Origin of the sequence: Cohaesibacter haloalkalitolerans, from assembly GCF_003574655.1 — a bacterium.
In the GTDB taxonomy this organism is placed as follows: Bacteria; Pseudomonadota; Alphaproteobacteria; order Rhizobiales; family Cohaesibacteraceae; genus Cohaesibacter; species Cohaesibacter haloalkalitolerans.
In genome coordinates this window covers 192,501-215,000 of the sequence record NZ_QNUM01000006.1, presented here as the reverse complement: position 1 = coordinate 215,000, position 22,500 = coordinate 192,501, and the positions used below count along the sequence as shown (strand labels likewise).

General features: G+C 54.1%; 13 protein-coding genes and 1 pseudogene. 2 read left to right on the top strand and 12 right to left on the bottom strand.

Features of this window, described 5'->3' with window-relative positions:
* Window positions 1-2: 2 nt before the first annotated feature.
* The 10 genes and pseudogenes from flgE to DSL70_RS16145 form a co-directional block, all read right to left on the bottom strand.
* A complete protein-coding gene (gene flgE, locus DSL70_RS16185; protein WP_119308997.1) occupies window positions 3-1,253 on the bottom strand; it encodes a flagellar hook protein FlgE in 1,251 nt (416 codons plus the stop codon).
* A 95-nt stretch (window positions 1,254-1,348) separates the two neighbouring features.
* A complete protein-coding gene (locus DSL70_RS16180) occupies window positions 1,349-2,011 on the bottom strand; it encodes a flagellar hook assembly protein FlgD (protein ID WP_162916794.1) in 663 nt (220 codons plus the stop codon).
* A gap of 415 nt (window positions 2,012-2,426) precedes the next feature.
* Window positions 2,427-2,672, bottom strand: coding sequence for a hypothetical protein (locus DSL70_RS16175; RefSeq protein WP_119308995.1), 246 nt, complete (start codon window positions 2,670-2,672; stop codon window positions 2,427-2,429).
* 54 nt (window positions 2,673-2,726) lie between these two features.
* Window positions 2,727-3,179 carry a flagellar export chaperone FliS gene (locus tag DSL70_RS16170; protein ID WP_162916792.1) on the bottom strand — a complete coding sequence of 151 codons (453 nt, stop codon included), beginning with the start codon at window positions 3,177-3,179 and terminating at the stop codon, window positions 2,727-2,729.
* A gap of 1 nt (window position 3,180) precedes the next feature.
* The gene (gene fliD, locus DSL70_RS16165; RefSeq protein WP_119308993.1) at window positions 3,181-4,917 is read right to left on the bottom strand and encodes a flagellar filament capping protein FliD; all 1,737 of its coding nucleotides are present in this window, start codon (window positions 4,915-4,917) and stop codon (window positions 3,181-3,183) included.
* 67 nt (window positions 4,918-4,984) lie between these two features.
* Entirely contained in the window at window positions 4,985-6,517 is a 1,533-nt protein-coding gene (locus DSL70_RS16160; protein WP_119308992.1) for a flagellin N-terminal helical domain-containing protein, read from the bottom strand.
* 460 nt (window positions 6,518-6,977) lie between these two features.
* Window positions 6,978-7,589, bottom strand: coding sequence for a flagellin (locus tag DSL70_RS22900; protein WP_425359366.1), 612 nt, complete (start codon window positions 7,587-7,589; stop codon window positions 6,978-6,980).
* A 489-nt stretch (window positions 7,590-8,078) separates the two neighbouring features.
* Window positions 8,079-8,510, bottom strand: a pseudogene (locus DSL70_RS22895) (flagellin); the annotation flags it as partial.
* A 460-nt stretch (window positions 8,511-8,970) separates the two neighbouring features.
* Entirely contained in the window at window positions 8,971-10,185 is a 1,215-nt protein-coding gene (locus DSL70_RS16150) for a flagellin N-terminal helical domain-containing protein (RefSeq protein ID WP_119308990.1), read from the bottom strand.
* A 127-nt stretch (window positions 10,186-10,312) separates the two neighbouring features.
* Complete coding sequence (locus tag DSL70_RS16145) at window positions 10,313-10,969, bottom strand: RNA polymerase sigma factor (RefSeq protein ID WP_205563295.1); 657 nt, start codon at window positions 10,967-10,969, stop codon at window positions 10,313-10,315.
* 607 nt (window positions 10,970-11,576) lie between these two features.
* Here DSL70_RS16145 and DSL70_RS22300 point away from each other — a divergent pair.
* Window positions 11,577-11,834 (top strand): hypothetical protein, encoded by a 258-nt coding sequence (locus DSL70_RS22300; RefSeq protein ID WP_162916790.1) that lies wholly within the window; start codon window positions 11,577-11,579, stop codon window positions 11,832-11,834.
* A 135-nt stretch (window positions 11,835-11,969) separates the two neighbouring features.
* Here the strand turns inward: DSL70_RS22300 and DSL70_RS16140 are convergent, their stop codons facing one another.
* Both DSL70_RS16140 and DSL70_RS16135 read right to left on the bottom strand, forming a co-directional pair.
* Window positions 11,970-14,735, bottom strand: a complete 2,766-nt coding sequence (locus DSL70_RS16140) for a sulfide/dihydroorotate dehydrogenase-like FAD/NAD-binding protein (protein WP_245418240.1) — start codon at window positions 14,733-14,735, stop codon at window positions 11,970-11,972.
* On the bottom strand, window positions 14,732-19,714 hold the full coding sequence (locus tag DSL70_RS16135; RefSeq protein ID WP_119308988.1) for a 2-oxoacid:acceptor oxidoreductase family protein: 4,983 nt from the start codon (window positions 19,712-19,714) through the stop codon (window positions 14,732-14,734). The genes DSL70_RS16140 and DSL70_RS16135 overlap by 4 nt, the downstream gene beginning before the upstream one ends.
* A gap of 1,216 nt (window positions 19,715-20,930) precedes the next feature.
* Here DSL70_RS16135 and DSL70_RS16125 point away from each other — a divergent pair.
* Window positions 20,931-22,484 carry an acyl-CoA carboxylase subunit beta gene (locus DSL70_RS16125; protein WP_119308986.1) on the top strand — a complete coding sequence of 518 codons (1,554 nt, stop codon included), beginning with the start codon at window positions 20,931-20,933 and terminating at the stop codon, window positions 22,482-22,484.
* The last annotated feature ends 16 nt before the right edge of the window (window positions 22,485-22,500 follow it).

Below are 22,500 nucleotides of genomic sequence, written 5' to 3'. Positions count from 1 at the left end.
AATCACCGAACAGCCTGCAGGAGACTGTCAAACATAGCTCCGGCGGTGGAGATGATCTGGGAGGCCGATGAATAGGCCTGCTGTGCAGACAGCATGCTGGCGAACTCCGTGCTGGTATCAACGGTACTTGATTCCAGAGAACTGCTTTTCAGACTGCCAGCCGATCCGGAGCCTGCCGTATGCAGGGTTGCGTTGCCGGAATAGGTGGAAATGGAATAGATGCCATCACTGTCCTCAACAAGCCCGTCCGGATTGATAACAGTTGCAATCGGGATCTTGTAGATGGTGCGCGTTTCACCGTTCGAGAAGGAGGCAACCACAGATCCATCACTGTCGATTTCGACATCTTTCAACGTGCCATAGGCGCGACCATCAACCGTGATCGACTTCACATCAATTTCTGCGTTATCCACATCGTTGGACGAGTATTGGGTCAGGCCATCACGGGCACCGACTGTCCCCAGATCAAGAGCGATAGAAGAGTTTGCAGCCCCTGTCGTCCAGGTGATATCGAGGCTGGTTGCCGAGACGCTGGCCAGAGTGCCATCATTGTTGAAGGTCACGCTGATCGGCGCACTGGTTACACTACCGGTCGTCGTCGACGTATCTGCGGAAACCGGATCGGAATAGGTGATGCTCCAGGTGTTCTGCGCGGTCTTTTCATAAGTCGCCGTAATCGTACTGGCAGTGCCCAGAGAATCATATACTTCGAAGCTGGATTCGAAGGTGGTGCCGATCACAGCGTCTGCCGGCATGGTAGCCTGAAACGCACCTTTGGTCGTCGGCTGGGCCGAGCTCTGAACGGAGTTGAGATTGATCTTGGTCAGGTTGACGCTGCTGGCACCACCGGAAACCTTGCCGTTTTCGTCTGTTTCCCAGCCGAGCAGGTAATAGTCGCCATTGACAAGGTTGCCTTCATCATCGACAGCAAATTCACCATTGCGCGTATAGTAGCGAGAAGAGCTGTCTCCGTCCGCTGACACGACCAGGTAGCCATCTCCCTCAATGGCCAGGTTGGTTGAGATGGCAGAGTCGACAACCAGACCTCGGGCAGTGTTGTTGGTGGTGTTGCTGGCGCTCACGCCACCACTCTTGCTTGCTCCTGACCCGGCAACGAGACTGGAAAAGCTCGTCTTGGATGCTTTGTATGCAGTTGTATCCGAGTTTGCCAAGTTGTTGGAAACGGTCGCCAATGCCTGCGACTGTGCCGCCAAACCCGAGATTGCAGCGTTTGTTGCACCCATCAAGCTCATGTTACTCTCCTACAAATGCGCCACGTCATGTGTTGTTGGTTGTGTGGCAGGATTGACTACAAATATTCATGCGACCCCATTCGTGGGTCGACCTTTCAGGATGAACTGATCGAGGTGATGTCATCGACCGTGAAGCCGACATCGCCGATCAGCAGGTAAGTTTCGTCTGTGGAAGAATCGATGCCTGTCACGGTTCCGGTTACCGAGGTGCTGACACTCACCTTGGCGTCCTTGTCATCGGTTGCCGTGACCTCCAGGGTATAGATACCGCCATCATCAAGCTGGACACCGGCGCTTGATACGCCATCCCAATCGACCGCATAGGTACCCTCTTTGGTCTCGCCATCGCCGGAATAGACCGTTTTGCCATCTTCATCGAGAATCTTGAAGGTGACCGTTTTGGCATCACCATCAAGTGTGTAGTTCCAGCGGGCGGAGCCATCCAGAAGCGTGGTGGTATCCCCCTCAACCGTCACATTTTTCCCGATATAGCCAAGCCCGTTCGAGGAAATCATGGTATCGAGGGCGCTCACAACGCTGCTAAGACTATTGGAGTTGGACACCTGCTGGTCATAAGTCGAAAGCTGAACGAGCTGACTGAGAAACTCTGTCGTGTCCGTCGGATCGGTGGGGTTCTGGTTCTGCAGCTGCTTGACCATGAGCTGCAGAAACTCAGTGGTATCCAGCCCCAGAGAACTGCTTGATGCAGTCGTCGACGTCGTACTTGCTGTTGATGATGCCAGTGCAGAGACAGTCATGGCTTTAGCTCGCGCGTTTCCAGAAAACACGAGATCAAGGCGCGCATTCCGCGCAAGGCCTTCATCCCTCATATTTCTGAAACGGAGCAGCCAGATAAATCAGGCGAAGTTTTTTCTATTTTTATTTAGGAAAAATTTGCCCAATACTTATTTCCTCTAGGAATAATTTGCCTATCAATGTAATTTCAAATTTTTACTTCAATATTATTAAATGTAATACTATGTATTTACACACAAACATCACCGTCAATACAATATAAATCTAGACAAAACCGGTTCTTCAGCAATTCGATAGCAAAGACAATTGATGGATATTTTGTTGAAGGCAATCCGTTCATTGCCCGGATCCAGTGATCCTTGACGTAACAGGATAATCAGCCACATGGCGGCCTTCAGTTGCCCTATGGCTTCTGATCTATTCCTTGATCTTGGACATGATGCGATTGACAAGCGAGGCTGGCGCTTTGGGGGCTGGGGCAGCCTTGGCCAGTTTTGACAAGCTCGCGGCGAAGCGCAAGCTCAGTTGCGCTTCTTCCGATTGGTCCAGAAGAGCAAGAGCCAGGCTCGATTGCTCTTCCGGCCATTGGGTTAAATCCGGGCCATATTGATCCAGCAGCTCCTCGAAGCGCTCGATCGACATATACCCTTCGGACTTGGCCATGATCGCCCTATCATTGACTGGACAACCATGCCTCAAGGCCTGACGATCCAGATGCTATCCCGCTTCAGCGGCAATCTGTTCAGTCCCCTGATCTAAAATCCCACCGATAACAGTGTCAATGCTTCGTTGCTGCATTCTTGCCATTTCTGCCCATGCATTGCGCAATTCCAGGATACCGCTAGCCAAAGTCGCATATCTTTGAATTGCATCATCCCGTCCATAAGCATTATGCAAGGCGAAGATATTGCTGGTATACATGTCGATGAACTGCTGTCCCATTTGCGGATCCGGCTCAAGGCGAACATTCTGTCGCAGCCCGCTCAGGATCTTTGAAGCGTGCACCACGCGACCAAAGGCGCTCTCGAATTCCTTGCGCTTGAGATAATAGGCGGTCAGCACGATGGCGTTGACAGCTTCATCAAGCAGCATAGCAACCGCCTTCACGGGGGAAACAGCCGTGTTTGCCGTTCTATATGCATTGATGGCGCGGCTTTGCGCATAACTCATATCAATTGTCTCCAGTGTTGAGAATTGCGTCCAGATAGTCCAGCGAGCTTTGGGCCTGTTCAATCGCGGCCTGATAGGACGCATAGAGCGCCGTCAGACGCGCTTCGTAGGCGTCCACGGTATCCATGTAATCGTTGTATTCGGCTTCGAAGTCTTCATTCTGCGTTTCAAGCGACGCTATCTTTTCCGTCAGAAGTCCGGTGTCTTCGTCGGTGTATTTGGTGAGGGTCTGAAAGAGCTGTTCGGCGATCCCGGCGGAGCTGGTAAACTTGATCGTGGCGTTCGTGTCACCCGTGTAGACGAAGGTGATGCCCTCATATGCGGTGCCTTCGACCCCGACTATACGGGAGCCGTCGACTTCAAACATGCCGCTGTTGCCGTCGGCTGTCACCCCGGTCAATTCGCCATTTTCGTCAACGGTCAGATCCAGAGTCAGCTCCGAGGGCATGTTGGCATTGCGCCGCAGCACGACCAGATCCGACGAGCTTGCTTCATACTGAAAATTGAGGATGTCCTCGATCTGACCGATATCGTTCAGAAGCGCATCATTGAGCTTGTCTTCATCTAGCTCCAGATAGTTGTTCTCGTCATAGGTCAGGCCAAGCAGCGCCATGCTTTCCTTGTTAATGACTGTCGACAGGCCACTGGCGACTGCTGAATTGACGTTACGAAGCATATTGTCACCAAACAGCACCGCATCCGTCGAAACGGATCCGCTGGCATCAATCGCCTGTTGAGAGATCGCCCATTCCCTGTAGGCGTTGTAGGCATTAACCAGCGAAACCACGGAATCCTTGATATCCGAGAGCGATTGTCCAATCTCCACAGAGATCGCTTCTCCCGAGTCTGTTGTCTGGTAAAGGGAAAAGGTCACACCACTGACGACATCGTCCACGGTATTGGACTTGCGGGTAACCTCTACCCCGTCGACGGTGAAAACTGCCATCTGTGAAGACTGTAGTTCATTCGCATAGGAACCATCTGAATTTTTGATCCCCAGCGCCTGCCCGATATCGTCGCCTTCGAGCGAGGTCATGACAATATCGGCACCTGTCGTCCCGGACAGGACAAGGCGATAGTCTGTGTCGGACACGGCAACAACAGTAGCGGTAACGCCGGTATAGTCGGTCCTTGCGTTCAGCTCGTCGGCAATCTCGACCAGACTCATGGTGTCGTCGATATCGATCTGAAGAAGTGTTGCGTCCTCCTCGCCATCACTGTTGGTTGGCAGAGCGGCGCCTTCCATCGACAGCGAGATTGTGCCTGAATACCCGAGCGCACCATAGTTGCTGGCCTGAGTTGCGCTGGCGACTTTCTGGGAGGTGGCAAGCTGGTCAATCGTCAGTTCATATGTCTGGAGCGCCACTCCAGCTTCTGCCGTGACAATCAGGGAATTCTCGGCATCAGCACCACCAAGGCCTGTCAGGTAAGCTTCGCGGGCGGAGAAAATGTCATCCTGACTGCTCAGGGATTGGGAAACACCGGTGATCTTTTCAGCGGCGCCAAGAACATCACCCAAGAGATCCTGCATCTTTGTGTAGGCTTCGATCTTGGTTTCGTTTTGCGTGATTTTGGCGTCGATGCGATCAGCAGGGAGTTTCTTTTGCAGTACGGCCGCTTCGATCAGGGCGTCCCAATCGATATCCGAACTGGAAGAATAGTTGGTTGTCTTGCGCGTCGATGACGTAGTGCTGGTTGTCGTCGCAGTACTTGTATCGGTGGAACTAACACTCGTCATTCGCCAAACTCCTGTCTACATGATACGGACGAGCGCACCCGATCAGGCGCGCTCGACCATATTAATTTTAGCGGATCAGGCTGAGCAGGTTCTGTGGCATCTGGTTGGCCTGAGAAGCGGCAGCAACAGCGGCCTGAACCTTCACAGTAGAAGACGACAGGCTGGCCTGTTCCTTGGCGATATCCACGTCAGCAATGGCAGACTTGGCAGCTTCGAGGTTTTCGACGCTGGTGTCGATCTGAGCCGAGCGGAACTCGAACCGGGACATGGTGGCACCCATTTCCGCACGTGCATTGGAAATGGTGTCAATGGCGGTATCGAGAACAGAGAGCGCCTTGTCAGCACCGTCTTTGGTGGAAACGTCCAGATCAGCGATCCCCAGATCCTTGGCGGTCAGGCCTTCGATGGACAGGTTGATGGTATCGGCCGAGGTGGAACCGACAACGATATCAGCGCCCGTGGTGGACACTTCCGTCGTGGTGCCATGGGTGGTGCCTGCGGTCAGACCGAGCGTTGCAAGGCTCAAGCCGCCTTCGGTATCGAAGTCAGCAAGGGTAACCGTTGCGTTTTCACCCTTGGTGATGCTGGTCAGTTCAAGCTGGTTGGTGGTGCTGTTGACACTTGCAGAAACCGTGTAATTGCCAGATTCCTTCAGAGCCGTGTTGATCTGTGTGGCCATGTCCTGAGCAGTGATGGTCGCGCCAGCTTCAGCCGTTATCTCCACCTTGGTACCATCAATCATGATGGTGCCGGACTGATCTTCCGTGCCGGAGTTGGTATAGCTGGCGGTGGCTGTAGCGGCGATATTCGTAGTAGCGGCTGTCAGACCAAATGTAGCTGCGGTAATGGCAGCATCACTGCCGGTACCGTTTGCTATTTCCAGATCATTTACTGTACTCGTAATTGTGAGAGCGCCACCCGCAGACGCTGAAGCAGTAACGCCTTCGATTTTTGCATCGTTGATCGCAGTAGCAACTTGAGCCGCCGTCAACGTGCCACCACTAGCACCAACACTACCAAAACTTACAGTCGTCCCATTAATGTCGAGCGTTGCAGTTTGTGCAGAACCAGTGCTGTTTGTGTAGGTGCCAGTCGTACCCATAACGCCACCAGTTACCGAGGCGTTAGATCCTGCATTCGCAACAGCAGCCGTTTTGGTGTCATCAACAGAGAAGTCGCTGGAGCCGTCCAGAAGGCTCTGGCCGTTGTAACGGGTGGATTCGGTGATGCCGTCAACTTCGTCCTTGAGCTGGGAAAATTCAGCCTGGATATAGGTACGTTCCTTATCGGTCACCGTACCGGAAGCCGACTGGGACGCCAGAGTCTTCATACGTTCGACGATGTCGGCGATGTTGGATGCGCCACCGTCTGCGGTCTGCAAAACAGAAATACCATGTGATGCGTTGGTGGATGCCTGTTCCAGCGCTGCAACGTCGGTGCCGATTTTGGTGGAAATGGCCAGACCGGCAGCATCATCAGATGCCTTGTTGATGTTGGACCCACTGGCCAGTTTGGCCAGGGAACTGGATTGTTCTGTAGAGTTTCTGTTCAAGAAACGAACAGCGGTGTTTGCAGCCGTATTGGTTGAAATTACTGGCATAGTCGAACTCCTAAACTAATCGATACCGCCCAGCGAGCTTGTGCAGATTTTTGTTTGTTCTCGCGTTTCGAATATGTAACGGGCCAGGCACAGAATTTCAGGCGCACTTAATTTCGTAAAATTATCGATGAATTTAACTATAGATAAACATCTTGCAGATCTTTTTCCCTCCCAATCATAACAATTGGCCGATTTCTGCCAATTTTTCGGTTTCAAAAATCAAAATGACTATCCATTTAACAGTATTTTTCTATCCAAGTGAGCTCAAATATGATTAATGAACTTAAAATACCCCCTTAATAGTCGATCAATCAATTTTAAAACCAAGTAAATGCTTCCAACACCCATTAGCATTTCATTTACCATACCCGTTCCATGAAACAGAAAAACCCGGCGTTTCGTCAAGGAAACGCCGGGTTCAAGCGGAAAGGAAATGTCTTCAAGCGGAAGCTCGACCTGCCTACTGCAGTAGGCTGAGCAGGTTCTGCGGCATCTGGTTGGCCTGGGAAGCAGCAGCAACAGCGGCCTGAACCTTCACACTGGAAGAAGACAAGCTGGCCTGCTCCTTGGCGATATCCACGTCAGCGATAGCAGACTTGGCAGCATCAAGGTTTTCGACGCTGGTGTCGATCTGGGCTGAGCGGAACTCGAACCGGGACATGGAGGCACCCATTTCAGCACGTGCATTCGAGATCGTCTCAATTGCAGTGTCCAGCACAGACAGTGCCCTGTCGGCCCCTTCTTTGGTGGATACGTTGAGGTCATCAATCCCAAGAGCTTTGGTGGTCAGGGACTCAATGGAAAGGTTGATGGTATCGGCCGAGGTGGAACCGACAACGATTTCCGCCCCTGTGGTGCCGACAGCCGTCGTCGTTCCTTTATACGTTGCTTCTGTCAAACCGAGCGTTGCAAGGCTCAGTCCGCCAGACGAGTCATAGTCTGAGAGCACAACCGTCGCATTGGCGCCCTTGTTAAGGCTGGTCAGCTCAATCTGGTTGGTGGTCGAGTTAAGGCTTGCAGATACCGTATAGTTGCCACCATTCGTCAGGGCCTGATTGATCTGGTCAACCATGTCCTGAGCCGTGATGGTCGCACCAGCATCAGCCGTTATCTCCACCTTGGTGCCATCAATCATGATGATACCGGACTGATCTTCCGTGCCGGAGTTGGTATAGCTGGCGGTGGCTGTAGCGGCGATATTCGTAGTAGCGGCTGTCAGACCAAATGTAGCTGCGGTAATGGCAGCATCACTGCCGGTACCGTTTGCTATTTCCAGATCATTTACTGTACTCGTAATTGTGAGAGCGCCACCCGCAGACGCTGAAGCAGTAACGCCTTCGATTTTTGCATCGTTGATCGCAGTAGCAACTTGAGCCGCCGTCAACGTGCCACCACTAGCACCAACACTACCAAAATTGACAGTTGTCCCATTAATGTCGAGCGTTGCAGTCTGTGCAGAACCAGTACTGTTTGTGTAGGTGCCAGCCGTACCCATAACGCCACCAGTTACCGAGGCGTTAGATCCTGCATTCGCAACGGCAGCCGTTTTGATGTCATCTACGGAGAAGTCGCTGGAGCCATCAAGCAATCCCTGCCCGTTGTAACGGGTGGATTCGGTGATGCCGTCGATTTCGTCCTGCAGCTGGGAAAATTCAGCCTGGATATAGGTACGTTCCTTGTCGGTCACCGTACCGGAAGCCGACTGGGACGCCAAGGTCTTCATACGTTCGACGATGTCGGCGATGTTGGATGCGCCACCGTCTGCCGTGTTCAACACCGAAACGGCGTGAGAGGCGTTGGTCGAAGCCTGTTCCAGCGCAGCAACGTCAGTCGAGATCTTGGTGGAGATAGCCAGGCCGGCAGCATCATCAGATGCCTTGTTGATGTTGGACCCACTGGCCAGTTTGGCAAGCGAGTTGGACTGGTCATCGGAGTTTCTATTCAGAAAGCGCACTGCAGTGTTTGCAGCTGTGTTGGTAGAGATTACTGGCATGGTACAATCCTGACTTTAAAAATTGGCTCCACATTACAGTGCCGAAAAGTGCGATATTTCACGCGTTGTTCTTGTAACGTGTCAGGACAGTCAAACCGGGCGAGAATTATTTTACTTTATTTTTTAACCTTTTAAACCTTTGTTAACCATAAGGTCTTATCGCACTGCGTCGCAGATTTTGGGTAATAAATGTCAGAATTCTGCCCTTTTCTTCTTCCAGCCACCCATCAGAGTAAGGTTAACAACCCATTAACAGCCAGCCAATACTTGATGAACAAATTCTTTCCCCGTTTCAGAAAGCAACGCAAAAGGCAAAGGCGACGGGCCGATCAACAAAAAACATGGGTGCACTCAACCACCACATATCACCCGAGCAAATATCAGGTCACAAGAAAAGCCAACCAGACCGCGTTGCCACATGGCTCTGCCTGTCTGCTCAAGGCAAACGGTCAGCCCCTGCCTACTGCAGCAGTTTGAGCAGATATTGCGGCACCAGATTGGCCTGCGCCACCGCAGCGGCGGCGGCCTTCACCCGCACGGTATCGGAGGACATTCTCGCCATTTCCCGGGCGATGTCGACGTCCATGATGGCGGACTCTGCCGCTTCGAGGCTTTCGATGCTGGTGTCAATCTGACGCGCCCGGAATTCGAACCGCGACATGGTGGCCCCAACCTCGGCCCGCATGTCGGCAACAGAACCAATGGCAACATCAAGCAGCGAAAAGGCCTTGCTGGCACCGCTCCTGGTGGAGAGATCAAGGCCCGAAAGCCCCAGAGCCTCGGCGGTCAGGGACTGGATGGACAGGTTGATGGTATCGCCCCCTTCGGAACCGACCACGACGTTTGCGCCAGTGGTCAGAGCGACAATGGAGCTGCCCTGTTCCCGGACGTCAGTTCCGGCAGTCAGCCCGACAGAAGCCAGCAAACCGGCATCTCCGGTAACATCGGTGATTTCGAGCTCGGCGTGCTCGCCGGTTTCCACTCCGGCCATCACAATGGCGCCACTGGCATCAACCGACGCAGAAACCGTATATTGCCCCTGCTCCTGCAAAGATACGTTAATGGCTGCTGCCAGATCATCAGCCGACATCGCTGATGTATTTGTGCCATCGCTAAGGCTGGCAAGCGTCACCGTTGTGCCATTGACCTTAAAGCTGGCCGTCACAGCCTCCGCCGAAGCTGTTGCACTGTAGCCACCGGCAACGCCGCTTTCATAGACAGCTGCCGTTTCCACCGTGTCGTCAGAATAGTCGCTGGAGCCATCAAGCAGGCTCACCCCGTTATAGCGCGTGCCGGTGCTGATGCTGTCGATTTCTTCCAGCAGGGCAGCAAACTCGGTCTGGATGTTGCTCCGTTCGTCATCGCCGATGGTGCCGGAAGCCGCCTGAGAGGCAAGGCTCTTCATCCGTTCCAGAATTTCCGAGATCGATGCGGCTCCACCATCAGCGGTCTGCAACAGGGCAAGGCTGTTGGATGCATTGACCGATGCCTGTTCGAGGCTGGCCAAGTCCGACGAGATACCCGTCGCGATGGCCAGACCAGCCGGATCATCCGACGCCTTGCTGATCCGCGAACCACTGGACAGTTTTGCAATGGAATCCGAGAGCCTGTCCGAGTTCTTGTTCAGATAGCGCACTGCGACAGACGCGGCGATATTTGTCGAAATAATGGGCATGCTCAAACTCCTTGTCGCTCAGCGCAACACCTGCATATTCGCATGCATGCATCGCCTGGCATTCCCCCCTCTAACGCATCAGGAAAGCAAAACCGGGCGAAATAAAATCAAAACAGGTGGAGTTTGATTAAGGCTGGGTAAACAGGGACAGGATGTCCGTACTGTGGCTTTTGAGGCTGTCGCGCAGTTTCTGGCGCCCGCGCTTGAGAAGCGATTCAACCGCCGAGACGCTGGTCTCCATGATTTCGGCGATCTCGCTGTTGCTCATGCTTTCATTGTAGGAGAAGACAATGGCAATGCGCTGCTGGTCGGGCAGCTTGGCAACGGCATCCTCCAACAGGTCGATGACTTCCTGCATTTCAAGCACAGCCGACTGGTTGGAGCTGTCATCCTTGACATCCGGCAGCTCTTCCATGGCGGACGTCCTGTTCTTGCGCAGCAGGTCAATACAGCGGTTGGTCACGACCTTGAAGAGCCAGGTGGAGAATTTGGCACGACCAGCCTTCCATGAACCCCGGCGGGTCCAGACCTGCAGGAACGCATCCTGCAAGACGTCCTCAGCCTCGGGCCCATCCTGAAGAATTCGGTAAGCAACAGCATAACCCCTGTCGATATGGCGTTCGACGAGTGCCTGAAAGGCTTCTTCCTGACCAAGGGCTATCAACCCGAGCAATTCATCATCACTCAGCGCAACCAGGTCGCGCGCCTGCAACAGCTGCGATTTTGTCACAGCAGGTTCAGACACGATCGAATGTGAAACAGATTGCACGGTTGCGTTCTTCATTGTTCAGTCCATCAACAGGTCAGGTTAGAAGACACCTCATAAAATTCTTCATACTTATAAAACGTTCTAGCGAACTCTTTCAGGCGTGTAACTATAAGTTTTTTTTCAGCTTATTTCTGATTTTTTCTAGGAAAAATGTGCAGTTTGCGAGGAATCTTTTGCCTAGTAAAAAGTGATTATTTATATTCTTAAATATTTTTTCGTAATAATATTTCGTTCGTGAAATATTATTTCAATGATTTCCAACAAATTTATTTAAAATAAATTTTTTCATTTATAATTATTTAAAATCGAAATTTTACATAATATTAAAAGAATATTATATCAATTTAATATTTTAAAGTTATTCTATTACTATTTTTTTTGATTGTTATTCAATATTTATCAATAATAAAATTAATTTTTTTTATTAAAATACATGTTTTTTCAAAATATTATAAGTATATATATTTTTAATAAGTATATTAATCAAATAATCTTAATTTTTGACAAAATTAACTTATTTCAATTCTTTATGGTCTTTGTCTCTCCTAACCAAGTTAGGATAATATTAATTATTCCTTATAAATCGTAAATTCCTTCAATTTTTACGAGAGAAAAATCTTGAATGAAGCCAGAAATCATCAGAAATATTTTTAAACATATACATACAAAAACTGCCGTTCTGGAAATGGTTTCCCTGTCACTTTCTGCACAGGGAATTCCGTCCGGAAGCGACTTTGACCGTCTCATGGCACCCGATCTCAAGGTCTTGACTCGCATTGCTTCCAAGACGAATCACTCGCGGCAAGCCGCCGCCCTTTCCAATCCACTCAGAGGAATGTATTCCCTTGCACAGAGCAGCTGCTCAAAAACAAATGGCTGAATTCTGCCGAACAAACGGGTGATGAAGGTATCAGAGACCGGCGTTATCTGCCCATTGCGTCTGGCAGGATGTCGGGCATGAAAAAGCCCCCGAAGTTTCCTCCGGAGGCTGATTGCTTCATCGAACCGGACAGGCTCAGTTGAGCTTGTGCTTTTCCATGCTGCGCACTTCCTGTGCCTTGAACTGGCCAAAGCGCGGCAGGAACTTGTCCCATTCAACGGAGTGGGCGTTGAACTCCGGTCCGTCGATACAGGCGTGCTGACGCAGGGTCTTGCCGTCCTTGAGCACAGGCACCATGCAGGCCCCACACATGCCCGTCGCGTCCACCATGATGGAGTTGAGGCTGACCACGGTCGGCACTTCGTAAGGCTTGGTCAGATCGCTGACAGCACGCATCATCATCGGAGGACCGACAGAGACGACTTCCGCAATCTTGCGACCCTTGGAAGACTTGCCATCCTTGAGCATGTCTTCGAGCGGGTTGGTAACAAAGCCCTTGATGCCGAAGGTGCCATCGTTGGAACAGTAGATGACGTCCAGCATATCGCCGTATTTGGCCTTCAGAAGCCCCATGCGTTCGTCTTCGCCCGTCCAGAACAGATGGTCTGCCGAACGGAAGCCGATGATCATGGTGACATGGTTGCCGGTTTCCAGATGGGTCTTGGCAATCGGATAGATTGCTGGCAGGCCCACGCCACCGGCCGTGAAGACAACCGTTTCCGTCTCCGGATCGAACTTCCTGACGTCGCTCGGTTCTCCGAGCGGGCCAGCGATACCGGCGAAGAAATCGCCTTCCTTCATCTTGTTCATCAGTTTGGTCGAGGTACCCATGCCCTGAATGACCAGATCGATGGTGCCGTTTTCACGGTTCCAGTCGGCAAGGGTCAGCGGGATGAGCTCGCCGTCCTGGGTTGCCAGAACGCGAACGAACTGACCGGCCCGGGCCGAATGGGCGATGACCGGTGCACGGATTGTCATCTCGACAATGCCTGCAGCCAGATCTGTGTGCTTGAGAACAGTGTGTTCGGCCAACCCGAGGCTGGTGAAGTGATCCGCTCTCTTGACCATGTCGGCGATGTTGTCAGAAGCCAGATCGATGGATCCGAGGATCTGTCGAGCGGCTGCCTGACCGTCACCGGCGGCAAGAATGGCCGTGGAGCCACCGCGGGCAGCGTCACCACCGGTGTAGATGCCATCGATGGAGGTTTCCTGGCTGTTCTTGCCAACGTTGATCGTGCCCCATTTGGAGACCTCGAGCTTCGGCTCGGAGGACGGGATGATCGGGTTGGACTTGTTGCCAAGGGCCATGATGACCAGATCGGCCGGCATATTGATGACTTCACCGGTCGGACGTGGACGACGGCGGCCGGACGCATCCGGTTCACCCAGCTCGTTCACATCCACGACAGCGTGGGTGACGAAGTGGGTGTGGTGATCGCCGACGAACTCTTTCGGTCCGCGCAGTTCTGCCAGTTGGATACCCTCTTCCAGTGCATGCTCGAGCTCTTCGACACGGGCAGGCATTTCGGACTGGGTGCGGCGATAGACGATGGTCACGTTGCCGCCGAGGCGTTTTGCCGTGCGGGCTGCGTCCATCGCGGTGTTACCACCCCCAATCACGAGGATATTCTTGTCCTTGACGTCCGGGAGCGGCGTTTCATAGGCCGGGTCGCGGCCACGCATCAGGTTGACGCGGGTCAGGAACTCGTTGGCCGACATGACGCCGAGCAATTCCTCGCCCGGAACATTCATGAAGGTTGGCAGGCCAGCACCGGAGCCGACGAAGATCTTCCAGAAGCCTGCAGCTTTGAGATCCTCAAGGGTTGCGGACTTGCCGACCACGAAGTTCTTGACGAACCGGCCGCCCAGAGCGTCGATCTTGGCAACCACGTCATCGATCAGCGTGTTTGGCAGACGGAATTCAGGAATACCGTAGCGCAGCACGCCGCCCAGTTCGTGGAATGCTTCGAACACCGTTACCGGGAAGCCCTCAACAGCCAGAAGATAGGCGTTGATGAGGCCGGAAGGACCGGAGCCGACCACCGCGATGGGTGGCTTTTCGGCCTTCTGCCACGGGCTGACAATGCCAGCAAAGCGGGAAAGCTGATCCGGGTTGGCTGCCTTTTCGTGTTCCGGCAGGAACCATTCCAGCTGACCGATTTCGATCGGACGGTTGGTGTGCTTGCACACGCCCTGGCACTGATGCTCCTGCGGACAGACGCGACCGGTAACGTTCGGCAGCGGGTTGCAGCTTTCGATCAGTTCCAGCGCCTTGCGGATCTTGCCCTTGGCGAGCAGGTCGATCATTTCCGGAATGTGGATCTTGACCGGGCAGCCACCAATCTTCTTGGCTTCCTCGTCCTTGGTGCGCTGGATGATATGACCCAGCTCGCAAGGCTTGTCTTCGCACTGCTTGTCGCGCAACACTTCGAGCCAGACGATCAGCTCGACCTCACGCAGGGAGAAGCCGAGTGTCTGATAGCCAAGATAGCCCTGGTTGACGAGTTCAAAGTCGGTAGACCGCTCTTCCGGCGTCCGGATGTATGGCGGAATGTAGCTGTCTTCCGGCCAGCCTTCGGACAGCCCCTTGAACATCGGGTAGCGGTCGGACATGTGGGCATCGAGCGCCTTGATGAATTTGCGTTTGAAGCGAAGCGGTAGGCTCCACAGGAAACGCTGGATCAAGGTGCTCATGTCGTCGTTTTTCAGCAGAAGGCCCCAGAGCGTCTTGATGAATTTCTCGCTCAGTTCGTCCTGCTGGAATTCCCAGGCCATGGCCTGGGCTCCATCCGCGATGAAGACATTCCGCAGGGACCTGGGGTCCGCTGCGAGATGTTTCTTCAGAACGTCCATTTGATGATCAAACAGCGCGCCCTGAGTGACTGCGGTGTCAACTGTCATCGTACGATCTCCGCATTGCATTTTGCCGCCACTTTCATGATGCGGGACTTCAGGTCCGGAGTGACTTCGACGGCTTCCAGGGCACCCGGAATGGTATGGGCCACTTCCATGACCGCTCCATTTTCGACAACCTTGGTCAACTCGAAGAGCTCAGGAACGTCCTGATAGCAAGCCTTGCAGTTGGTGCACAGGCTTACGTCTTCATCATGGATGTGCGGCAGGCTGGCGCCCCCGGCTGCCGGAGCTGCGGCTGCAGCGCCGTTGCCGGCAGATGCGGCTGCGGCCGTACCGCCCAAACCGAGAACGGCAGGAGACGCGGACATGGAGGCCATTTCAGCCATGCCGGCTGCAATGCTGTCCATGGAGAGCTCGCGGGATTCCAGAGCTTCCTTGTACTTCTGCTCCATGGCAGCCAGCTCTTTGCTGTGTGCAGCGTCGAGTTTGGCAGCAGTCTGACCGGCGAGATGCTGAAGCGTACGCCAGTTCTGACGACGTTCTTCAACCAGATGCACGATCATGGCACCGACTTCCAGCTTGACCAGTTCGCGCTTGGAATTGGTCTTGAGGATGTATGGAACCTTGCGGCCACGCTCTACCAGCGGCATGTCGATGAATTCATGCAGCGGCACAACGTCCACTTCACCCTTGATCGGACGGAACTGCTTCTTGAAGCGCACTTCGTCGTAGGCGTAGTCAGCCGGGGTGAGTGGCAGATCCATCAGCTTGAGCTGGCCATCTTCCATGTAGGAAATGGTCTGGCTTGCCCAGTCCTGATCGATTGCCGGGTTGCCTTCGATGTTGAAGCGTTCGGCAAGGGTCTTGCCAGCCTTCGGATCATGGACGAAGAGCGGGCTTACGCGGGCTTCGACGGCCAGTTTCGAACGGCGGTTGGCAGCATCGTCGGCAATCCCGTGCTCACCCTGACATGGCGTGTAGACGTCAAGCAGAGCAGGCGAAGAGGAATGCTTCAGATAGGCCATCACGTTCTTGAGGAAGTGCCCCGGGAAGGAGGTCGCACTCTGCACCACGAAGACTTTCGGGTGGAAGCTTGCGATCAGACCCAGCTCCTTGCGGTCCTCGAGCTTGCCAGGGTTGGCCTTGCCAAAGCGTGCAAGGTCACTGTCCTGACCAGACAGGGAGGCCGTGGATGCCTGACCACCGGTGTTTGAATAAACGCCGGAGTTGAGCACCATCACCTTGACTGGCGTGTTGCTTGCCAAGAGGCGGGACAGGGCACCAAAGCCGATGTCATAGGCAGCACCGTCACCGGAGATATTCATGAAGGTCGGCAGCAGGTCACGTTCCGCGTCAGAGAAATTGTGCCATTCGAAGTTGCTCAGGAAAGCCCCATCGGTTGCCGGATCATAGGCGTTGGCCAGTTCCAGCTTGGCAAGGCGCATGGCCTTGAAGTCAACCGCAGCATTTGCGGTCATGCCTTCGAAGATACCCTTGATGACAGCAGGTCCGTCGTGGAACAGGCTGTTGACCCATGGGTCGTTGTAAGGGTTGAACGGGAAGGTCGAAGCGTAAACCGAGCTACAGCCGGTCGCGTTGGCAACAACCAACGGAGACTGGCCATTGCCGGTCGGGCCGCCTTCGAGCATGAAGAGGCGTTTTTCGAGCGTCTTGAGGGCGCCGGAAATACGGGCTTCACGATCTGCATCGCCCTTGACTTCTTCGAGCTTGAGGGAAAGACCGTTGATCAGTTCTTCCAGCTCGCGGATGTGGGCCTTCTCGCGACGATTGTGGATCGCATGGGTTGCGGAAACAACCTGACGGATTGCCGTCACCTCGCCACAGCCGCGGCAAGCACCATGACCACCGGTGGTGGAATAGTAGTTGGCGCGATCAAGCATCATGCGCTTGATTTCGTTGTTGTCCTCATAGGCAGGCTCAACGAAACGGGCTGGCGTGTTCGGGGTTTTCGACAGGAAGTTGAACTTGGACTGCAGGTCATGCAGCAAGCCGGCATCCTGATCGGTAGCCACCAGAGCGCCCGGACCGCAGATGTCCACACATTCCAGACAGCCGGTGCATTTCCACGGGTCGACAGCGACTGCAAACAGACCGCCCTGACCGGTGTGTTCCTTCTCCACTGCATCAAAGAAAGGACGGGTCTTGGCGACCGGCAGAACGGCAACCGCTTCAGCGATGCGGTCCAGATTGCCCTTGACAACGGCGCTCTCGACATAGAGCTCGTTGACGGCTTCCTTGACAAGCGTTGCAAAGCTCGGAGCATCGTCCAGAGCGTTGAACTTGCGGCGGACAGCCTCACCGATGGTGCGGACATACTCGCGAATGACTTCGCGCTGTTTTTCCGGCATCTCGATGTCTTTGGCAGCAGCCATCAGCAGAGCGTCGATGTCGAAGACGGTCGGCGGAATGGCGGCATCCGGGCAGACCATCGAGCAATCAAGGCAGCCGGTGCATTTTTCCGGATCGAACACTGGCACTTCGCGACGGAAGAGGCCCTTGTCCTTGGCAGCAGCGGAGCCAGCAGGCATGAACATGCCGGAGCCCGGCAGAACCGGAGCTTCACCGATGGCGCCTTCGCGGAACGGAGCGGCGACGGTCTCTTCATAGTAGAGGCTGTCGAACAGACCTTCCGGAGAGGACTCGGCAGCGATGCGGCACATGCTGGAAGAGATGGCCGGGGTGAATTCGGGAACCGGATCGCCAGCGGCGTCCACTTCAACGAACTCAGGAGCGGCATAATCAACGACAATCGTCTCGTCGACGCCGTCGCGGATCACAGCCATGTTGCCTTCGACAACGGCTTCACCCTTGGTGCCGAACTTGTAGTTGATCTGGCTGCGGATCTTTTCGATGACGGCAGCGCGATCAGCCCCTTCGGTCACGCGTTCCACATGGCCACAGACGGCACCGATGAAGGCGATACCCATCATGCGGGTCTGCAGGGCAGCAACCGGAGCATGTTTTCTGGCGATTGCGAAGCCGTCAACGACGAGGAACTTGATCTTCCGGTCGCGGATGGTCTTGCGCATGGCAGACGGCAGTTCCTTCCAGACTTCAAGCGGAGACAGGTTGGACTGCAGGATGAAGGTGCCTCCTTCGACAAGGCCGCGCAGCGGGTTGCTGTGAGCGAATACCTTGTGGTCAGGCGAGACAACCACTTCGACGTCTTCAAGGTCGGCGTTGGTGATCAGCACCGGTTCCGGAGACAGGGTGATGTAGTAGTTGGTTGGAGCGCCCGATTTTTCCGAGCCGTATTTTGGTGCGGACTTGGAATAGAGATGCAGGGCGTTGGCCAGAATGTCCGTCAACAGCTTGCCGGTAGCAATGGTGCCGTAACCGCCAACCGAGTGGAAGCGGATGCGCAGGGCGCCTTCCGGCAGCAGGCTCGGGTTCGGTTTGGTTTCCAGAGCCATCAGCTCGGTTTCAGGATAAGCCGCTTTCAGCTTGGCCTGAAGCTCGGTCATCAGCGGGCTGGTGTCCTTGGAGAAGAACTGGCTGCCAAGATAAACGAATGGCTGGCAAGCACCTTCCATGTTTTCAAAGGCCGCTACCAGATGGCGAGGCTGCAGGTCATGGGCACCCAGGCCGAAGATGGCGGTGGTCAGTTTTGGCAGTTCGGAAAGGGTCGGCATGTCCGGATAACGATCACCGGCGCCATTTTCCATGGCCTTGAGGAGGGCTGCCTTGACAAAGGCGGTCAGAGCGGTGTTGTCGGAACGCTCGAGAATGGTGACGGCCTTCTTGCCCTTGACGGCTGCAACGAATTCGGCATCCGGGAACGGCTGAAGCATCTTGATGGAAACCACACCAACCTTCTTGCCCTGACGGCGCAGATAGGCGGCAACGGCCTGAGCATCATCAGTCACCGAGCCCATGCCGACGACAACGGTTTCGGCATCTTCGCATCCATAGCATTTGACAGGCGAATAGCTGCGGCCGGTCAGAGCCGAGAATTCATCCATGGCTTCGCGCACAAAGCGCGGTACGTCGCGAACAAAGTGGGTGCGATGGTCAACGGCACCGGCCTGGAAGTCAGGCTGGTTCTGAACGCCACCGGTCAGGCCCGGATTGTTGATGTCAACCTGGGCAGGAACGCGCTGGCGGGTGCCTTTCTGGAAGGCGTTCAACCACTGGCGATTCCACTGCTTGTGCAGCTCGGCAGGCATCAGATCAAGGGTCTTGGCGACCAGTTCGCCAGCGTTGTCGGCTTCGACTGCGTCGGCATTGTCGTCAAGGAAGGCAACAAGCTTGGCGTAGGCGTCCTGCTCCATGTCGGAGCTGTGGCGGCCGAGATAGCGCTTCAGCTGGAAGACACGGCCCTTGGCGCCATACAGCATTTCCTGAGCAACGGTCGGGCACATGATGCGGTCGGTCGGATCGCCGATGAATTCACGCAGAAGGTCATTTTCCGGCATCTGCACTTCGCTCATCATGTGCGAGGTGACAAAGCCGTCCATGCCGTTGGCAACCGGGATCATCGACATCGCGCTGACCTTGTAGGAGATCGCGGCAAGGTCGGCAGCTTCCTGCGGGTTGGACCCGAACAGGATGGTGTAGCCCGATGGCAGCAGGGCGTAGATGTCGTCGTGGCCAGCCATCACGTTCAGCGAGTGGCGGGATACCGAACGGGCAGCCACCTGCATGACAAAACCGCCGACTTTCTTGCCGACGGTTACATAATGAGATTCGAGGCCATAGAGAACGCCCTGGGACGAAGACGCGTTGGACACATACTGCCCACCGGTCAGCGCAGCACCAAGAGCACCCGACTGGGCGGAGTGTTCACCTTCAGGCTCGAAGAAGAAGGGATGGCGTCCCCAGACGTTGACACCGCCGCCAGCTCTGAAAGCTTCGTAGATTTCGGCGATCTCGGTAGAAGGCGTGATCGGGTATCCGATGACACCGCCGCATACCTGGCCCATCACCTGAGCCACGGCGCCGTTGCCGTTGATTACCGTTGTCTTTCCGGGATACGCCGGCGTTTTTGGAAGTTTATCGTTCATATGCTCCACCCAATTACAGCAGACCTGTCATTTGGGAATTCCAGTCTGCCGAAATGAAATAAAGTGCTCAAAGAAGTGCCTGCAACCAAAGCCTAGAGACAAAGACTCGTTACCCCAGGGTCCTCAACTATCCTTGGCTGGCAGAAGCAGTCGCGTGGTTGGTCATGGTCATGTGAGCCACACAAAAAGTCCCGAAAATGCATCACCATACGGTCATTTTTTTCGATACTTTAGTGTTATAATCGTTAGTCTATCGCAAGGCTTCAGGCGTTGATTTGCATCAACGCCCCACGGAGAGCCATTTTCGGCACGTCATGAGGGTACAATTTCCAACCATCATGGAGCTGTTATAAATTAACCTCTTAGCCCCTGATTTCTCAGCAGAAACGACTTTCAACCCAAAACAGGCAACGCCCCAGCGATACACCTTAGGATTAGGTGAAAGTCGATTTTCTCGACATATATGATAATAAGACCAAAGAACTAGGGAATGACATGCCGCAGCAGACGTAAGGCACTGTTTCCTCTACATTTCAGCCACCTTCCAGACCACCCGGCAGCACCCCGTCCCTTATACGCGCACGCCTTCTTCCTTCAAGCCAAAGACCCGCCAACAGACAATCATCGCTTTTCATGTCTGGCACCCTCTTGCGTCAGCTCCTGTTGCGCCCCACCGGCGATAGCAAACAACAACAGGTCGAGGGCTGGAGCCCCCAACGACCTCCCCACACCGACCCTATCACCAGTCTGAGCATTGGCCTGAACATTGGCCTGATCGGCGATACCAGATTCGGATTCGTTTTCTCCAGAAGCGACTATTATTATAATGTATTGCGCTTCTGACTGGCATTCTGGCAGTCCTCCTTCCCGCCCAGGGCCGCTCTGACGAGGCAGGCAGGTTGCACAGCAGTTAATATTCACAGGATGGACAATATTGCATATCGATTTTTTAAGTTATGCAAACTACCTCTATCCACTTTGGTCTAATGCGCGATTCGGCGCGGGAATGAGCAAATATCTGCCTCTACTAGCCTTTGGTCCAAACGTTTTCGGCCTTCGAACCCTTTATCTCATTAGAATAAATGAGTAATACTTCCGTCATTGAGGATTATGTCGTCGGGTATCCGATCCATAATTTCCGGCGGGTTTTTACCCGTTCACCCTCAACCTTAACGCAGCGCTCAATCCGGGCGCTGCCTAGCATAGCGGTAATAAAATGGCGATTTCCAAAACTCTTTCTGATGAGTTGGAGAAACGGCGCAAAATCGCACTGGACGGTGGCGGCGCAAAGAAAGCTGAAGACAGACATGCCAAAGGTCGCATGACCGCCCGTGAACGCCTTGGATCTCTCTTTTCCAAAGGTACGTTCCAGGAGTTCGGCTTGCATGCACAGCACAACACGCGTTATTTCGGTATGGCCGACAAATCCATTCCGACTGACGGTGTAATTTGCGGCACAGGCTTTGTCGACGGTCGTCCAGTGGCAGCCTTTTCCCAGGATTTCGGTGTGGTCGGTGGTTCCTTGGGTGAAATTCACGCCAAGAAAATTTGTGCAGCCCTCGATCATGCTGTGAAAGCAGGCGTTCCTGTTGTCGGTTTCAACGATTCCGGCGGGGCACGTATTCAAGAAGGTGTTGGCGCCCTTTCCGGCTACGGTCAGGTGTTCTATCGCAACGTTCAGCTTTCTGGTGTTGTTCCTCAGATTTCTGTCATCGCAGGTCCTTGCGCCGGTGGCGCAGCCTACAGCCCTGCCCTGACTGACTTCATCATCATGACCCGCAAGAACGCACAGATGTTCATCTGTGGTCCTGAGGTCATTCGCTCCGTTACCGGTCAGGTAACCACGATGGATGAAATCGGTTCTGCCCAGGCTCATGCCTCGGTTTCCGGTAACATTCACTTCATCGCGGAAGACGACGCTCATGCTGTGCAGATCGTGCACAAGCTGCTGTCCTTCCTGCCATCCAACAACATGATGGATCCGCCGCATCACATTGAGCCGGACCTGAAGATTGTTGACGATCCGGCACTCGATGAACTGGTTCCAGCCGATTCCAAGACCCCGTTCGATTGCCGCAAGGTTATCAAGAGTCTTGCTGACGGTGGCGACTTCCTCGAAGTCATGGAACATTTTGCAGCCAACATCGTGATCGGCTTCGGCCGCATCGGTGGTGTTGTTGTCGGTTTCGTATCCAACCAGCCAACCGTCAAGGCAGGCACGCTGGACATCGACGCCAGCGACAAGGCCGCACGCTTTGTTCGTTTCTGCAACGTCTACAATATCCCGATCGTCACCCTCGTCGACGTTCCTGGCTTCCTGCCGGGTGTCAACGAAGAACGTCGCGGTATTATCCGTCACGGCGCAAAAATGCTCTTTGCATATGCCTCCGCCACGGTTCCGAAGATCACGGTCATCATGCGCAAGGCCTATGGCGGCGCGTATCTGGCCATGTGCTCTGAAGACATGGGCGCAGACCGCGTCATCGCATGGCCGACGGCCGAAATCGCGGTGATGGGTGCAGAGGGTGCTGTCAGCATTCTTTATCGCAAGGAACTGGCAGAAGCTGAAGACAAGGTTGCGAAGGCAAAAGAACTGGCCGACGAATATCGTACAGAATTTGCCACCCCATACCTGTCTGCAGGCCGACTGGCTATCCACGACATCATCCAGCCACGCGAAACCAAGAGCTCCATTGCCCTTACCCTTCGTGGCCTGATGTCCAAACGGGAAACCCGTCCGCCGAAGAAACACGGCAACATTCCACTCTGAGCAAAGGATTGTCTTG